Annotated in this window: 18 protein-coding genes and 1 tRNA gene; 5 read left to right on the top strand and 14 right to left on the bottom strand. The window is 66.6% G+C overall.

Annotated features, from left to right (window positions below; translation table 11 throughout):
• Genes AC5P5S_RS00740 through AC5P5S_RS00730 form a run of 3 tightly spaced genes read left to right on the top strand, consistent with a single transcriptional unit; the run spans position 1 to position 1,731 of the window.
• Positions 1 to 468: a phage tail protein gene (locus AC5P5S_RS00740; RefSeq protein ID WP_049410185.1), complete on the top strand. Its 468-nt coding sequence runs from the start codon at positions 1 to 3 to the stop codon at positions 466 to 468.
• Complete coding sequence (locus AC5P5S_RS00735) at positions 452 to 667, top strand: tail protein X (RefSeq protein WP_010483798.1); 216 nt, start codon at positions 452 to 454, stop codon at positions 665 to 667. The genes AC5P5S_RS00740 and AC5P5S_RS00735 overlap by 17 nt, the downstream gene beginning before the upstream one ends.
• The gene (locus tag AC5P5S_RS00730) at positions 658 to 1,731 is read left to right on the top strand and encodes a phage late control D family protein (protein WP_053442587.1); all 1,074 of its coding nucleotides are present in this window, start codon (positions 658 to 660) and stop codon (positions 1,729 to 1,731) included. Before AC5P5S_RS00735 ends, AC5P5S_RS00730 begins: the two co-directional genes overlap by 10 nt.
• Positions 1,732 to 1,762: 31 nt before the next feature.
• On the opposite strand, the gene AC5P5S_RS00725 is transcribed toward AC5P5S_RS00730, so the two are convergent.
• Entirely contained in the window at positions 1,763 to 2,143 is a 381-nt protein-coding gene (locus tag AC5P5S_RS00725; RefSeq protein ID WP_005408320.1) for a tautomerase family protein, read from the bottom strand.
• Between the two features lie 564 nt (positions 2,144 to 2,707).
• On the opposite strand from AC5P5S_RS00725, the gene AC5P5S_RS00720 reads away from it, so the two are divergent.
• Both AC5P5S_RS00720 and AC5P5S_RS00715 read left to right on the top strand, forming a co-directional pair.
• Complete coding sequence (locus tag AC5P5S_RS00720; RefSeq protein ID WP_062606590.1) at positions 2,708 to 3,115, top strand: hypothetical protein; 408 nt, start codon at positions 2,708 to 2,710, stop codon at positions 3,113 to 3,115.
• Positions 3,116 to 3,167: 52 nt separating this feature from the next.
• Complete coding sequence (locus tag AC5P5S_RS00715; RefSeq protein WP_043398239.1) at positions 3,168 to 3,731, top strand: hypothetical protein; 564 nt, start codon at positions 3,168 to 3,170, stop codon at positions 3,729 to 3,731.
• Positions 3,732 to 3,816: 85 nt separating this feature from the next.
• Here AC5P5S_RS00715 and AC5P5S_RS00710 read toward each other — a convergent pair.
• The 13 genes from AC5P5S_RS00710 to rpmF all read right to left on the bottom strand — a co-directional run bounded on the left by AC5P5S_RS00710 (position 3,817) and on the right by rpmF (position 14,777).
• Positions 3,817 to 3,891, bottom strand: a tRNA-Val gene (locus AC5P5S_RS00710).
• Between the two features lie 133 nt (positions 3,892 to 4,024).
• Positions 4,025 to 4,378 (bottom strand): PilZ domain-containing protein, encoded by a 354-nt coding sequence (locus AC5P5S_RS00705; protein ID WP_005412452.1) that lies wholly within the window; start codon positions 4,376 to 4,378, stop codon positions 4,025 to 4,027.
• Complete coding sequence (locus AC5P5S_RS00700) at positions 4,375 to 5,331, bottom strand: DNA polymerase III subunit delta' (RefSeq protein WP_062606588.1); 957 nt, start codon at positions 5,329 to 5,331, stop codon at positions 4,375 to 4,377. Before AC5P5S_RS00700 ends, AC5P5S_RS00705 begins: the two co-directional genes overlap by 4 nt.
• A complete protein-coding gene (gene tmk, locus AC5P5S_RS00695) occupies positions 5,328 to 5,993 on the bottom strand; it encodes a dTMP kinase (protein WP_019336901.1) in 666 nt (221 codons plus the stop codon). The genes AC5P5S_RS00700 and tmk overlap by 4 nt, the downstream gene beginning before the upstream one ends.
• Positions 5,990 to 7,051, bottom strand: coding sequence for an endolytic transglycosylase MltG (mltG, locus tag AC5P5S_RS00690; RefSeq protein WP_062606586.1), 1,062 nt, complete (start codon positions 7,049 to 7,051; stop codon positions 5,990 to 5,992). Before mltG ends, tmk begins: the two co-directional genes overlap by 4 nt.
• A 197-nt stretch (positions 7,052 to 7,248) precedes the next feature.
• Positions 7,249 to 8,613: an aminodeoxychorismate synthase component I gene (locus AC5P5S_RS00685; RefSeq protein WP_012479291.1), complete on the bottom strand. Its 1,365-nt coding sequence runs from the start codon at positions 8,611 to 8,613 to the stop codon at positions 7,249 to 7,251.
• Positions 8,614 to 8,827: 214 nt separating this feature from the next.
• A complete protein-coding gene (fabF, locus tag AC5P5S_RS00680; protein WP_012479290.1) occupies positions 8,828 to 10,090 on the bottom strand; it encodes a beta-ketoacyl-ACP synthase II in 1,263 nt (420 codons plus the stop codon).
• A 143-nt stretch (positions 10,091 to 10,233) separates the two neighbouring features.
• Positions 10,234 to 10,473 (bottom strand): acyl carrier protein, encoded by a 240-nt coding sequence (gene acpP / locus AC5P5S_RS00675; protein WP_005408313.1) that lies wholly within the window; start codon positions 10,471 to 10,473, stop codon positions 10,234 to 10,236.
• Between the two features lie 152 nt (positions 10,474 to 10,625).
• Positions 10,626 to 11,369, bottom strand: a complete 744-nt coding sequence (fabG, locus tag AC5P5S_RS00670) for a 3-oxoacyl-ACP reductase FabG (RefSeq protein WP_012479289.1) — start codon at positions 11,367 to 11,369, stop codon at positions 10,626 to 10,628.
• Between the two features lie 82 nt (positions 11,370 to 11,451).
• On the bottom strand, positions 11,452 to 12,396 hold the full coding sequence (gene fabD / locus AC5P5S_RS00665) for an ACP S-malonyltransferase (RefSeq protein WP_062606584.1): 945 nt from the start codon (positions 12,394 to 12,396) through the stop codon (positions 11,452 to 11,454).
• 256 nt (positions 12,397 to 12,652) lie between these two features.
• Complete coding sequence (locus AC5P5S_RS00660) at positions 12,653 to 13,435, bottom strand: BUD32 family EKC/KEOPS complex subunit (protein WP_005408310.1); 783 nt, start codon at positions 13,433 to 13,435, stop codon at positions 12,653 to 12,655.
• 78 nt (positions 13,436 to 13,513) lie between these two features.
• On the bottom strand, positions 13,514 to 14,491 hold the full coding sequence (locus tag AC5P5S_RS00655) for a beta-ketoacyl-ACP synthase III (protein WP_005408309.1): 978 nt from the start codon (positions 14,489 to 14,491) through the stop codon (positions 13,514 to 13,516).
• A gap of 91 nt (positions 14,492 to 14,582) precedes the next feature.
• Positions 14,583 to 14,777, bottom strand: coding sequence for a 50S ribosomal protein L32 (rpmF, locus tag AC5P5S_RS00650; RefSeq protein ID WP_005408308.1), 195 nt, complete (start codon positions 14,775 to 14,777; stop codon positions 14,583 to 14,585).
• Between the last annotated feature and the right edge of the window lie 50 nt (positions 14,778 to 14,827).

The following is a 14,827-nucleotide window of genomic DNA, read 5'->3' as shown; positions in this document are numbered from 1 at the left end:
ATGAAGCGTGAGTTCGTAACCGCATCCATCGACAAGCTGTTGTCCAGTTTCCAGAGCAACGACTCCGGCAACGCCCCGGTGCTGCTGATGCTGGGCGGCTTCAAGTTCAGCCTCAACACCGCCGTGTTCCAGGAGATCCAGCAGAGCAACGAGTATGGCTGGGCTGCGCAGGAACGCATCGGGCAGATGGCCGCCCTGCAGTACACCGGCCCCGGCAAGGCCAGCATGACCTTGCCGGGCGTCATCCACTATGCGTTCCGGGGCGCCGGCAATGAGCTCTCGCAGCTGCGCAGGCTGGCGGCACAGGGCAAGCCACAGCGGCTGCTGACCGGCAAGGGCGGAAACCTGGGGCTGTGGGTCATCGACAAGATCGACGCCACCGCCTCCGGCTTCACCGTCGATGCGGGAATCCAGCGGCACGAATTCACCCTCTCCCTGCGGAAGCACAGCGATGGCACGAACGTATAACACCCGCGACGGCGACGTCGTTGACCGCATCGCGCATGCGCACTATGGCGAACAATCACCGGCCATTCTGCGCGCGATACTCGACGCCAACCCGGGCCTGGCCGCCCGCGGCGCGGTACTGCCTGCGGGCATCGCGATCACTCTGCCAGACGTGCAGCGCCCCGCCGGCGAACGCAAGGGGATCGCACTGTGGGACTGAACATCACACCGGCATTCCGCGTGGTGGCCAACAGCCAGGACATCACCGACAAGATCATGTCGCGCTTCAAATCACTGCGCATCACCGACGAGACCGACAACAACTCGGACATGCTGGAGCTGCAGCTGGCCGACCATGATCCGTCCGATCCGATCCAGCTGCCGCCGGCAGGCGCGGAGCTGGAAGCCTTCATCGGCTATGACGGCGAAGTGCGGCGCATGGGCCTGTACATCTGCGATGAGGTGGAGATTTCCGGCTACCCGGGCAGCATGACCCTGCGCGCGCGCGCCGCACCGTTCGAGGCCAGCAAGGGCGGCAAGAACGATCTGCAGACGCAGAAGACGCGCACCTGGAAGAAGGGCACGACGATCGGTGGCATGGTCCAGCGCATGGCCGGCGAGCACGGACTCAGCGCGGCCGTGAGCGGATCGCTGGCGTCGATCGCACTGCCGCTGACAGTGCAGTCGCAGGAGTCGGACATGAATCTGCTGCTGCGCCTGGCCAAGCAGCATGATGCCATCGCCAAGCCGGGCGGCGGCCGCCTGATGTTCGTCAAGCGCGGCGAATCCACCAGTGCCAGCGGTGAGCGCATTCCCGACGTCACCCTGACCCCGGCCGATGGCAATGGCTACAAAGTGAGCATCGTCTCACGCGAGAAGACCGGCACCACCATCGCCTACTATCGCGATGTACGCGGTGCCAAGCGCCAGGAAGTGAAGCTGGGCAGCGGTGAACCGATCGTGCGCCTGCGCATGGCCTACGCCGACCGCGAAGCCGCCGAAGCCGCAGCGCGCGCCAAGCACCAGGAACAGGCCCGGCAGACGCGTACGCTGAGCTACACCCTGCCCGGCCGCGAGACGCTGATGGCCGAAGCCACGGTGGTGATGCAGGGCTTCCGCGATGGCGTGGATGGGCAGTGGCTGGTCAAGCGCGCCGAGCACAACATCAGCCACGACGGCTACGTGACCAGCATCGAGTGCGAACAACCCAACAGCGCCGACGCAGTGAAGGCGGCCCGCAGTGCCGCGGCCACCGAAGGCGAGCAGGTCGGCAGCGAGGTGTAGATCCACGCCATGCGTGGATGGGCTTCCCGCATCAACTCACGTACTGCGCTACCCCGTTGCCGAACGACCAGTTCTCCTTTTTCACTTCCACCAGGTTGATGAACACATCCTCGCGGCGGATGCCCACCGCCGCGTGCAGGCCATCAGCGATGCCGGCATACAGCGCCTTCTTCTGCTCCAGCGTGCGCCCTTCGTTCCAGGTGATCTGGATGCAGATGAAGTCGTCGGTGCGGTCCACGCCCAGGTAGCCGGGATCGTAGATCAACGTGCCGGCGTCGTGCTGCTGGAAGATCTGGAAGCGGTCGTTCTCCGGCACGCCCACCGCGCGCATGGCCTGGTAGATGGCTTCGCCGACACGTTGCAGGTAGTCGGCGGATTTACCTTTGCGAAGATCGATGCGGGCGAGCGGCATGGTGGTACTCCAGCGTGGATGGGTAAGGCGACAGGATGAGACTACGCCTGCCCGGGGCGGTGGGACAGCGCAGGGATGGAACCCTCTGGCTCCATGCATGACACATTCCCGCCTGCGCGCGCCGGGTGACGGAATTGCCATGGCGGCGCCGCTCTGGAGTCGTCACGTGCACGGTCGGCAGAAGGGCGCTCTGCGCCATCAGTGATGGGCGACACAGTCGGCGGATGCTGGAGGGCACAGAACCGGAAACGCTTGGTGTGCCTGCGTGGAGTTGAGAACTTTCCTTACAGACCACCGTGATTGCGCGATCCCATGATCACCGCGCCGAGGCAGATTGCCTGGGCCGGGATTGGCGTCTCGAATAAACGAATGAACACCCATCGCTGCGATTTACGCCGCAGCAGAGAGAATGCACCGATTGCCTTCAATGGCGGCCGGTGCGTGGGGATCGACAGATCCGCCAGGCCTTCTTCTCGATGGGAGTTCGTTTGCCTTGGTACGCCAACCCGCACCGTCCGCCACCTTCACTCCGGAAGGTGGCCCCACGCCAGTGAGGGTTTCGCCATGACCAATCGCACCGCCGACCGTCCCCGCCTGCACGCCCTGATCGGCAACATCGCCGCCGACGTGCCTGAAGAGCTCGCGCACGAGATCGAGTGCGCCTTGCAGGAACAGAACCTGCCCGTGCAGTCGCCCACGTTCTTCGCCTGCCTCAATGCGATCAGCAACGCCGACGCCGATGACGGGCAACCGTGTGGCGGCCTCACCCTCGGCGCCAGCAATCACGCTTCGCTGCGCCGCTCGATGTCCGGGCTCAGCGCAGTGCTCGATCTGCTGCAGGCCGCCGACCGGGCGCGTGCCGAGGCCGGCCCGGAGGAACAGCTGGGCGCCTTCCATACCGACGGACTGATCGTGGCGGCACGACAACTGGTGCGCGAGGCGCATCACTGCCTCGCCGAGGGCCACACCTGACCGGCCCGGATGCGCTCCCGCTACAATCGCGCAGGGAACGCGGGAAGCCGCAATGGACGCCGAACACCTGGAGTATTTCAAGGCCGCCCTGGAGGGCCGCGCAAGCGTAGGCTGGAACGTATGGTTCGCCGCCAACCAGCAGGCGCTGGCACAACAACTGAGCCGTCCTGCACTGCTGCGCTTGAAGTTCAGCAAACTGGATGAAGCCGAACGCTTGCTCGCCCAAACCGGCATCGTGCCTCGCAGCACAGCGGGCAAGCGCTACGAAATGTACTGCGCGGAGTTCGCGGCAGACGTGGTGGACGCGAACGGTCGCCCGCTGCCAGCCCTCTGGCGCGCAGCGCACGGCGGAGCCATCGGCCTGCTTGCCGATGGCGAGCGTGAGGCCGGCCAGGCGAAGCTGCTCGCGGAGTTCCGCCGCGCCCGCAAGCGCGGGCTGCAACAGGTCCACGAATGGTTGGCCGATCTGTGCTTTGAAGGCGAGATGGAACTGACCAGCGGCAATGCCGAGGTGGGCCGTGGTCTGCTTGCAGTGGTGGTGCAGGCCGGCAGCGGCCACGACCTGCTGGATGCAACGGCACTGATCGCGCGCGCGCTGTTGGACGAACACGGCTGAGACAGGGTCCGCTGCCCGTCGGCCCAGCAGAATCGCAGGCAACAAAAAAGCCCCCATTGCTGGAGGCTTCTTTCGTTCTGCAACATGGTGGGCGGTACAGGGATCGAACCTGTGACCCTTGCCGTGTGAAGGCAATGCTCTACCGCTGAGCTAACCGCCCGGTGTGTTGCTGAGCCGCTCATTATAGGGGCTTTTCAGAGGCCGTCAACAGTTTTTCACATTCGTGTTCACGGGTGTTTCCGGGGGCCGCAGCCGAGCATGGCTCAGCTCTACAGAAAGGCCCCGGTGCTACCTCACATCGTGTGGGTCGGCTTGTCCGAGCCGGTAAGTCCGGCCAGCAGGGTCTCGATCTTGTGGCGCACGCCCTCGCCTTCGGCACCGTCGGCCAGCTGCACGCCGATACCGGCAGTGCGGTTGCCCTGCGCGCCGGCCGGGGTCACCCAGATCACCTTGCCGGCCACCGGCAGGCGCTCGCTGGAATCGGGCAGGGTCAGCAACAGGAACACCTCGTCGCCCAGGAAGTAGCGCTTGGGCGTGGGCACGAAGATGCCGCCGTTCTTCACGAACGGCATGTACGCGCTGTACAGCGCGGCTTTGTCCTTCACGGCCAGGGACAGGATGCCCTGGCGGGCGTTGCTGGCACTCATCGATTTCCCCTTGCGGCAGGCCGCTCGTTCACCTTGTTCCAGGCCAGCAGCAACTCGACCACCGCAAGGTCTGCGCGCACCGTGGTGCGCAGCAGATCGCGGGTGCGGTTGGCCGCATCGAACCAGGCTGCAAGCTTGTGCAATCGCTCCGGCGTGGTCAAGGCATCGGTGCTGGCCTGGGCCAGCGCCAGGTCGGCGGCAAAGCGCAGGCGCAGCGCTGCGTTGTCGTCGCCGCACCACTTCTGCGCCAGCTCCACCGCACCGGTCTTGCCGGCGGCCAGCTGTTCCAGCTCGCGGCCAACCTCGCGGCGCAGGCGCAGGCCATCTTCGCGCAGCCAGTTGTCGGCCTGGCCGGGATGGCCGCGTGCAGCCTCCAGCGCTTCGCGCGCCGACGCCTCGCTGTGTCCCTGCTGCTGCAGCCAGGCCAGTGCTTCATGCTGCGGCGGCAGCTTGAATTCCAGGCGCTGGCAACGGCTGCGGATGGTCTGCGGCAGCCGCGCCGGGTCGCTGCTGATCAGCCACAGGTAACGGCCGGGCTGCGGCTCTTCCAGGGTCTTCAGCAGTGCATTGGCGGCCGAGCGGTTGATCGCATCGGCCGGGTCGACGATCACCACCTGTGCCACGCCGTACTGCGGGGTCAGCGCCAGCGTGTCGGTGATCTCACGCACCTGCTCGATGACGATCTCGGTGCGCAGCTTGTCGCCGCTCTTGTTCGGGATGAAGCTGACCAGCTGCAGGTCCGGGTGGGTACCCGCGGCGATCAGCTGGCGCGTGCGCGTGGCATGCGCGGCATCACCGCGCGCCAGCACGTGGTCGGCCAGCGCCAGTGCCACCTCGCGCTTACCCAACCCGGCCGGGCCGCAGATCAGCAGGCCATGACCGAGCCGGTCTGCATCGAGCGCAGCAACCGTCTGATCGAACGCGCGCTGCTGCCACGGCGAAAACGTGCTCATACGCCCTCCCCGTCCCGCAGCCAGCGCTCGACACGCGCGACCACGTCGGCCGCCACGCGTTCCTGCACCTGGCCAGCGTCGACCAGCGCGAAGCGCTGCGGATCCTGCTGTGCGCGGCTGCGGAACACTTCGCGCACGCGCTGGAAGAAATCGTCCTGCTCGCTCTCGATGCGGTCCGGCCACAGGTCGCGGCCATTGGCGCGTGCGCGGCCCACCGCCACGTCCACGTCCAGCAGCAGGGTCAGGCCCGGCAGCAGGCCCACCGCGCGGCGCTCCAGATCGGCAATCCACTGCGGGTCGAGGCCACGGCCACCGCCCTGGTAGGCGTAGCTGGAATCGGTGAAGCGATCACTCAGCACGTAAGCACCGCGCTGCAGTGCCGGCTGGATCACCTGGCGCACATGCTGCGCGCGCGCGGCGAACACCAGCAACAGCTCGGCTTCGGCGCTGAGCGGTTCGGCGGCGATCTCGGCATCGGGCTTCAGCACCAGGCCGCGGATGCGCTCGGCCAGCGGCGTACCGCCCGGCTCGCGGGTCAGTACCACCTCATGACCGTGGCTGCGCAGGCAGTCACGGATGGCATTGATGGCGGTGGTCTTGCCCGCGCCCTCGCCGCCTTCCAGGCTGACGAAACGCGGGTGGCGAAGCAGCGCGGGACTCATTGCGCCGGGGTCTCCTGGGTACGTTGCTGGCGCAGCTGCTGCAGGTAGCGGGCGACTGCGGCGTTGTGCTGGTCCAGGCTGGGCGAGAACACGTGCGCGCCGCTGCCATCGCCCACGGCGACGAAGTACAGCGCGTCGCCCGCCGCGGGTTGCGCGGCGGCCATCAGCGCGTCGCGGCTGGGCATCGCGATCGGGGTCGGGGTCAGGCCGGCACGGGTGTAGGTGTTGTACGGCGTATCCGTGGTCAGGTCGCGACGGCGGATGTTGCCGTCATACGCGGCACCGAGGCCGTAGATCACGGTCGGGTCGGTCTGCAGGCGCATGCCGATCTTCAGGCGGCGCATGAACACGCCGGCAATCTGCGGGCGTTCGCTGGCCAGCGCGGTTTCCTTCTCGATGATCGAGGCCATCGTCAACAGCTCGTAGGGCGTGTTGATCGGCAGGTCCGGCGCACGGCTTTCCCAAGCCTCATCCAGCGCCTTTTCCATTGCGGCATGGGCGCGCTTGAGCACGTCCAGATCGCTGTCGCCACGCTGGTAGACATAGGTCTCCGGCAGGAAGCGGCCTTCCGGATGCTGGCCACCAAAACCGAGACGCTGCATCAGCGCGGCGTCATCGAGATTGTCGGTGGCGTGCAGCAGCGGCTCGGCGCGCTTGAGCGCAGCACGCAGCTGGCGGATGTTCCAGCCCTCGACGATGGTGACGCGGTGCTGCAGCACCTTGCCCGCGCGCATGCGCAGCAGAAGTTCGCGCGGGGTCAGCTCGGCGCTGAGCGCGTACTCGCCCACTTTCAGTTTGCCGGCGGCGTCGAGCTGGCGCGCCAGCAGCTGCCATTGCGCGTCCTGGCCCTCGTCCACGCCGGCATCGCGCAGCTTGCGCAGCACGCTGTTCATGCCATCGCCGCTGGCGATGACCATGCTCTCGGCGGTCGGGGTGATCGGGGCATCGGCGAAACGCGTCTGCTGGTAGAAGAACCACGCGCCCACGCCGGCCACGACGGCGCCCAGCACCACCACCAGCGTTACCACGAACAGACACCCGCGCTTGGCTCCCGCCATGGACTACCTCTGAACTCGATTCCGTCGTGCAGGATACCGTGCCGGTGGATTGGGGTCATGACCGGGGCCACGCAGCCGTGCCGACCAACGGTCGGCACCCACCGGAACAACGGCACCCGCCGGTACCGGTAGTGCCGGCCGCTGGCCGGCAATCGCGTGGACCGCGGATGAATGAGGTTGCCGGCCAGCGGCCGGCACTACCCCTGCTGGCCCAGTGCGCGCAGCAGGCCGCGGGCCTTGGCGCGGGTCTCGTCCAGCTCCTTGTCCGGGTCCGAATCGACCACGATGCCGGCGCCGGTGCGGAAGCTCACCTCGTGGCCATCCACTTCGGCGGTACGGATCAGGATGTTCAGGTCCAGGTCGCCATCGCGGTTCAGCCAGCCGAACGCGCCGGTATAGGCGCCGCGCGGCACCTGCTCCAGCTCGCTGATGATCTGCATGCAGCGCACCTTCGGGCAGCCGGTGATGGTGCCACCCGGGAACGTGGCGGCGATCACCTCGCCGGGCGTGACCTCCGGGCGCAGATGGCCGCTGACGTTGCTGACGATGTGGTGCACGTGCGCGTAGCTCTCCACGGTCATCAGCTCATCGACCACCACGGTGCCCGGCAGGCAGATGCGGCCCAGGTCGTTGCGCTCCAGGTCGATCAGCATCACGTGCTCGGCGCGCTCCTTGGGGTGACCGACCAGTTCCTGGATGCGCGCGGCATCGTCGTCGCCTTCGAAGCGTGGACGGGTACCGGCAATCGGACGGGTCTGCGCATGGCCGGCGTGCACCGACACCAGCCGCTCCGGCGAGGAACTGACCACATGGCGGCCGTGCGCGCTGAACAGGCCGGCAAACGGCGCCGGGTTGGCACGACGCAGCTGTGCGTACAGCGCCTGCGGGCTGACCGGCGCAGCGAACTGCGCGTTCCAGCGCCGCGACAGGTTCACCTGGAACACGTCGCCGGCGCGCAGATACTCGATCACCCGGCGCACGCCATCGGTGAAACGCTGCGGCGCGTCCTCGCCGACCGCCTGCGGTGGCTGCCAGCCCTGCCCGGCTTCGGGCAGCGCGGCCGAGGCCAGTGCCACCAGCGCATCCAGCAATGCCTGCTCGCCGGCTTCGGCAATGACGAAGCTGGCCTCGTTGTGGTGGTCGTGCAGCACCGCGGCCGGGCAGCGCAGCGCCAGCGCGGTCGGGCGGCCATCCCCGCGAGCACGCGCCGGCAGCACCGGTTCGATCTGGCTGGCCACTTCGTAATCGAGCATCAACGCCCAGCCGCCGCGGAACGGCAGGCTGTGGCTGCCGTCATGCGACAGGCGCTCATGCTGCCAGGCGCGATCCAGTGCCTGCAGGAACGTGCCGGGCTGCACCAGGTCGTGCTGGTCGCGCACCTGGCCGTCGGCATCCAGCCGCAGGCCATCGCCCTGCGCGACCAGCAGCAGGCTCCAGCGGCCCTGGGCGGTGCCCGAGGCGGTGGATTCCATCAGCAGCGGGAAACGCGCCGGGTCGTGCTGCTGCAGGGCCAGCAGATCGATCGGGTGCGGCAGCGGGTGGATCAGCGGTGCGTGGGTCATGGCAGCCAGTTCGGGAGTTCAGATGCACGGAAGCCGCCTTGCGGCGGCTCCGTGGTGCACGGCGTTGATCCGTTTGTCGGATTGCCGATGGGTAGAGTCGACTGTCAGTCGACTGCTTTCCCATCAACGATCACCGCGGCGGATCGAAAGGCAGTCGACTGACAGTCGACTCTACCAATGCGACGTCGAGCGTGGCGCGACGTCGCAACACCACTCAGACGCGCTTGAAGATCAGCGTGCCGTTGGTGCCGCCGAAGCCGAAGCCATTGGACATCACCACGTCCACCTTGGCCTGGCGTGCTTCGTTCGGCACGTAGTCCAGGTCGCAGCCTTCGCCCGGCTGTTCCAGGTTGATGGTCGGCGGAATGACGTTGTCCTGCAGTGCCATCACCGAGAAGATCGCTTCCACGCCGCCGGCAGCGCCCAGCAGGTGGCCGGTCATCGACTTGGTGGAACTGACCATCATCTTGTAGGCGTGGTCGCCGAAGGCGGTCTTCATCGCCATGGTCTCGCCCAGGTCGCCCAGCGGCGTGGAGGTGCCGTGCGCGTTGAGGTAACCCACCTGCTCCGGGGTCACGCCGGCGTCCTTCATGGCCATGACCATGCAGCGCGCGGCGCCTTCGCCGTTCTCGCTCGGTGCGGTCATGTGGTACGCGTCGGAGCTGGCGCCGAAGCCAGCCAGTTCGCAATAGATCTTCGCACCACGGGCCTTGGCGTGCTCGTACTCTTCCAGGATCAGGATGCCGGCGCCGTCGCCCAGCACGAAGCCGTCACGGTCCTTGTCCCACGGGCGCGAAGCCTGTTCCGGGGCATCGTTGCGGGTGCTCATGGCCTTCATCGCGCAGAAGCCGCCCAGCGCGGTCGGCGACGAGCCACGCTCGGCACCGCCGACCACCATCACGTCAGCATCGCCGTACTGGATCATGCGCATCGCGGTACCGATCGAGTGGTTCGAGGTCGCGCACGCCGAGACCGCCGAGAACGACGGACCCTTCAGGCCGGTGATGATGCTCAGCTGGCCCGGCAGCATGTTGATGATGGTCTTCGGTACGTAGAAGGGCGAGATCTTCTTGCCCTCGTGGAACTCGATGGTCTGCTCTTCGATGCCGAGCAGGCCGCCGATGCCGGCGCCGACGATGGCGCCGATGCGCTCGGCATTGGCGTCGGTGATCTCCAGGCCCGAATCATGCAGGGCCATGAACGAGGCACCGAGGCCGTAATGGATGAACGGGTCCATCTTCTTGGCATCCTTGCCGCTGACCCGGAACTTGCCGAACAGTTCATTGTCGGCGGTGATGTCGAATCCCTTGACCTCACCTGCAATCTTGGTGGTGAACCGATCCACGTAGGCATCAGCAACGTTGGTCAGCGGACCGATGCCCGAACGACCGTGGGTGATGCCTTCCCAGCTGCTGGCCAGATCATTGCCCAACGGCGAGACGATACCCAGGCCGGTTACGACGACGCGACGCTTCATTGCTGTTTCTCCTGACCCGGATGATTTCTACGGGTAACTCGGTTTGCTTCGATGTGATGCCCAAACACACGGGGCCGCAACAGCGGCCCCATGGGGTGCGGTGCGCGGCAAGGAAATACCTGCACGCGCACTGCCGTCTGACATCAGGCCTTGACGTGGGCCTTGACGTAGTCGATGGCGGCCTGCACGGTGCTGATCTTCTCGGCTTCTTCGTCCGGGATCTCGCACTCGAATTCTTCTTCCAGGGCCATCACCAGCTCGACGGTGTCCAGCGAGTCAGCGCCCAGGTCATCGACGAACGATGCGCTGTTGGTGACTTCTTCTTCCTTGACGCCAAGCTGTTCGACGACGATTTTCTTGACGCGTTCTTCGATGGTGCTCATGGGATCTCGCTCCAGATGGAGTTGTGGTTCAAAAGTGGTCGCCATCAAAGGCGATGGCCGTGGGATAGTGTAGTGGAAACCGGCGCGGCCTTGCATCGCAGCAAAAACCTCAGCAGATCAACCACTTGCGGCGCAATCCCTGCGCCCCTTGCTTACGGCATGTACATGCCACCGTTCACATGGAGGGTTTCGCCGGTGATGTAACCGGCAGCCGGGCTGGCCAGGAAGGCCACCGCATGGGCGATGTCCTCCGGCGAACCCAGGCGTTCGAGGGCGATGTCGTTGATCAGCGCGGCGCGCGCTTCTTCCGGCAACGCCTTGGTCATGTCGGTGTCGATGAAGCCGGGAGCAACCACATTGACGGTGACACCGCGCGAACCGATTTCCTTGGCCAGCGACTTGCTGAAGCCGATGATGCCGGCCTTGGCGGCCGCGTAGTTGGCCTGGCCGGCATTGCCGGTCACGCCCACCACCGATGCGATGTTGATGATGCGGCCCTTGCGTGCCTTCATCATGCCGCGCATCACCGCCTTGCTGGTGCGGAACACGCTGGTCAGGTTGGTGTCGATGATCGACGCCCAATCCTCGTCCTTCATGCGCATCAGCAGGTTGTCGCGGGTGATGCCGGCATTGTTGACCAGGATCGAGATCGGGCCGAACTCCTTGGCGATGCCGTCCAGCACGCTGTCCAGCGCGGCAGCGTCGGTCACGTTCAGTGCACGGCCGTGGCCGCCGTGGGCGGCCAGGCGCTCACCGATCGCGGCAGCGCCGGATTCGGTGGTGGCGGTGCCGATGACGGTGGCGCCCTGGGCGGCCAGCAGATCGGCGATGGCGGCACCAATGCCACGGCTGGCGCCGGTGACCAGTGCGATTTCACCCTGCAGGGGCTTGCTCATGGTGTTTTCCTCAGGCTGGGGCGGCCGCCGTACCCGTACCGCGTGCAGCGGCCACCGGTACGGTCGGCAGGAACAGGGGGAGTCAGGCCGACCATGCCTCGCGGGCGGCTTCGAAGTCGCCCGGGGTGGCCAGTGAACGGCCGTCGATGGCCTTGTCGATGCGCTTGACCAGGCCGGTCAGCACCTTGCCCGGGCCGCACTCGGCAACCTGGGTGATGCCACGACCGGCCAGCGCCTGCACGCACCCGGTCCACTGCACCGGCTGGTACAGCTGCTGGACCAGCGCGGTACGGATCGCGTCGATACCGTCATGCACCTGGGCATCCACGTTCTGCACCACCGGCAGCTGCGGCGCCTGCCAGGACAGGCCGGCCATCACTTCGGCGAGGCGGTTGGCGGCTTCGCGCATCAGCGGGGTGTGCGAGGGCACGCTCACGGCCAGCTTGACGGCCTTGCGCACGCCCTTTTCGGCCAGCAGCGCCAGCGCGCGGTCAACCGCATCTGCGTCGCCGCCGATCACGATCTGGCCCGGCGAATTGAAGTTGGCCGGCACCACCACCTGGCTGCCCGCGGCTTCGGCGCAGACGTCCAGCACCAGCTGGTCTTCAGCACCGAGCACGGCGGCCATGGCGCCGACACCGGCCGGTGCGGCTTCCTGCATCAGCTGGCCGCGCAGGCGCACCAGGTGCGCACCGTCATGCAGGCTCAGCGCGCCAGCGGCGACCAGGGCGGTGTACTCGCCCAGGCTGTGGCCGGCCAGCACCGACGGGCGCGGACCGCCCACGGCGTTCCAGGCACGCCACACGCCGATGCTCGCGGCCAGCAGGGCCGGCTGGGTGTATTCGGTACGGTTGAGCATTTCCTCCGGGCCACCCTGGGACAGCGCCCACAGGTCGACGCCGGCACCATCGGATGCTTCGGTGAAGGCTTCACGCACCTGCGGGTGCAGTTCGGCCAGCTCGGCCACCATGCCCACAGACTGCGAGCCCTGGCCGGGGAAGACAAAAGCGAGGGTGGATACGGTCACGCGGTCATCCGCTTGTTGCAATCGAAGCGGGCCATGATAAGGGCGAATCCGCTGTGTCGTCTGTACGTGCGCGTATGCAGGCGTATGGAGCGCGGCCGCGGGACAACCCGGCATCCGGTGCGGTGCCCCGCTCAGGTAGAGTCGACTGTCAGTCGACTGCCCTTCGATCAGCCGCTGAAAACCCGCGCTGCGCGCGGAAGTCGACTGACAGTCGACTCTACCGCAGCGCCAACCTGCCAGCAGCGCGAACCTGCCATCAGCAGAACAGCTGCAGCACGTCCAGGTCGCCGTCGGCGAGGAAGTCCACGCACAGGCCCACCAGCATCAGTACGCCCGCCGTGCTGGCGCCATGGGCGATGAAGATCGAATGCGCCAGCGCGCGCGCTGAACGGCCCAGCTTCATGCAGACCCGGGCCAGGCTGCGCAGGCGGCCGCTGACCGCGTGCACGTGTTCGCGCACAGGCGCCTGGGCCTCGCCCATCGCCTCGGCCATCATCGCCTGCAGCTGCTCGGGGCGGTCGGCGTAGTACTTGGCCACGCCGTAACCGAACATCAGCCAGTCGCGGGCCTGCGCTTCGGACAGATCCATCACTTCCAGCGGATCTTCCTCGAAGTCGATGAAGCCCACCTTCTGCCCATCCCAGGTGAGGTTGCGCGGCAGCGGCTGGCCGAAATAGGCGCCGCGCGCATGCGCTTCGGCGATGGCCTGCATGGCCGCCATCACCAGCCGGTCGCGGCCGGCCTCGTCGGCCTGGCGCAGGCAGGTATTGAACGAGCTGCCGTTGTCACCGATCACCAGCGCGGCGTGGCCGCTGCCCAGCACGTCGGGCACGTTCACGCCCTGCGCCTGCAGTTCTCCCAGGCGACGGGCTTCGGTTTCTCGCGCGGCATCACCACCACGGTGCGGCGGTGGGCGCAGGGCGTCCAGATGGAAACGACGGGCAACGAAATTGAGCAGGCCCAGGGCCACTGCGCGGCTTCCCTTGCCGTACTGCTTCAGCCAGGCGCGCTGCCCTTCGATGACGATGGGCTCAACCATGACGTGTACTCCTTTAAACGCGTTACGGCCCCAGAGGGGCCGTAACGACAAAACTTCACATTGTCGTAACTTGCACTATCAATAGCGCAGCAGGGCCGAACCCCACGTGAAGCCGCCGCCGAAGGCTTCCAGCAGCAGCAGCTGGCCGCGCTCGACGCGGCCCGAACGCACCGCGGCGTCCAACGCCAGCGGCACCGAGCCGGACGAGGTGTTGCCGTGCTTGTCGACAGTCACCACCACCTGGTCCATCGACATGTCCAGGCGCTTGGCGGTGGCTTCGATGATGCGCAGGTTGGCCTGGTGCGGAATCAGCCAATCCAGGTCGGACTTGTCCAGGCCATTGGCAGCCAGGGTCTCGTCCACGACCGAGTCCAGCGCCTTGACGGCGTACTTGAACACGTCGTTGCCCTTCATGTTGATGGTGCCGCCACCGTTGGCACCGTCCTTGAAGCCGGTCGAGACGCCCACCGGGTTCCACAGCAGCTCCTTCTTGCTGCCGTCGGCATGCAGGTGGGTACTGAGGATGCCGGTTTCCTCGTCGGCCTTGAGCACGACGGCGCCGGCGCCATCGCCGAACAGCACGCAGGTGGTGCGATCGTTCCAGTCGACCATGCGGGTCAGCGTTTCGGTGCCGATCACCAGCACGTGCCTGCAGTCGCCGGAACGGATGAACTTGTCGGCCACGCCCAGCGCGAACACGAAGCCCGAGCAGGCGGCGTTGACGTCAAAGGCAGGGCACCCCGCAACACCGAGCTTGGCCTGGATCAGGCACGCGGTGGAGGGGAAAATGAGGTCGGGCGTGGTCGTACCGACCACGATCATGTCGAGCTGCGAAGCGTCGATACCGGCCGCTTCAAGTGCGCGCAACGCGGCCTGGTAGCCGAGGTCGCTGGTGGTTTCGCCTTCGGCCGCGATGTGCCGTTCACGAATTCCGGTGCGCGACTGGATCCACTCATCCGAGGTTTCGACCATTTTTTCCAGGTCGGCGTTGGTCAGGACTTTTTCCGGCAAATAGCTACCGGTGCCCGCGATCCTCGAATAGATCCGCTTGCTCATCATGTTTCCTGTTGCGCGGGCCGCCGATCACCGGCACGCCCGGGAAAGAAGGCAAAGGCCGCTGCCCGGGGGCAGCGGCCTTCCCGGCACATCAATCTTCTTCGACGGCCGAGGTCTTGGTCTGGATGACCTTCTTGCCGCGGTAGAAACCGTCGGCAGTGATGTGGTGACGCAGGTGCACTTCGCCGGTGGTCGGGTCGGTCGACAGCTGCTTGGCGCTCAGGGCGTCATGCGAACGGCGCTGGCCGCGGCGGGACGGGGTAACACGGGATTTCTGCACAGCCATGGGATTGCTCCAAACTCGGTTCGTTTTGCTTCGTCGTATCGTCGCGCAGG

This window comes from Stenotrophomonas sp. YJH_SMC_54, from assembly GCF_059368435.1.
This window is presented reverse-complemented; position numbering and strand designations above follow the sequence as displayed.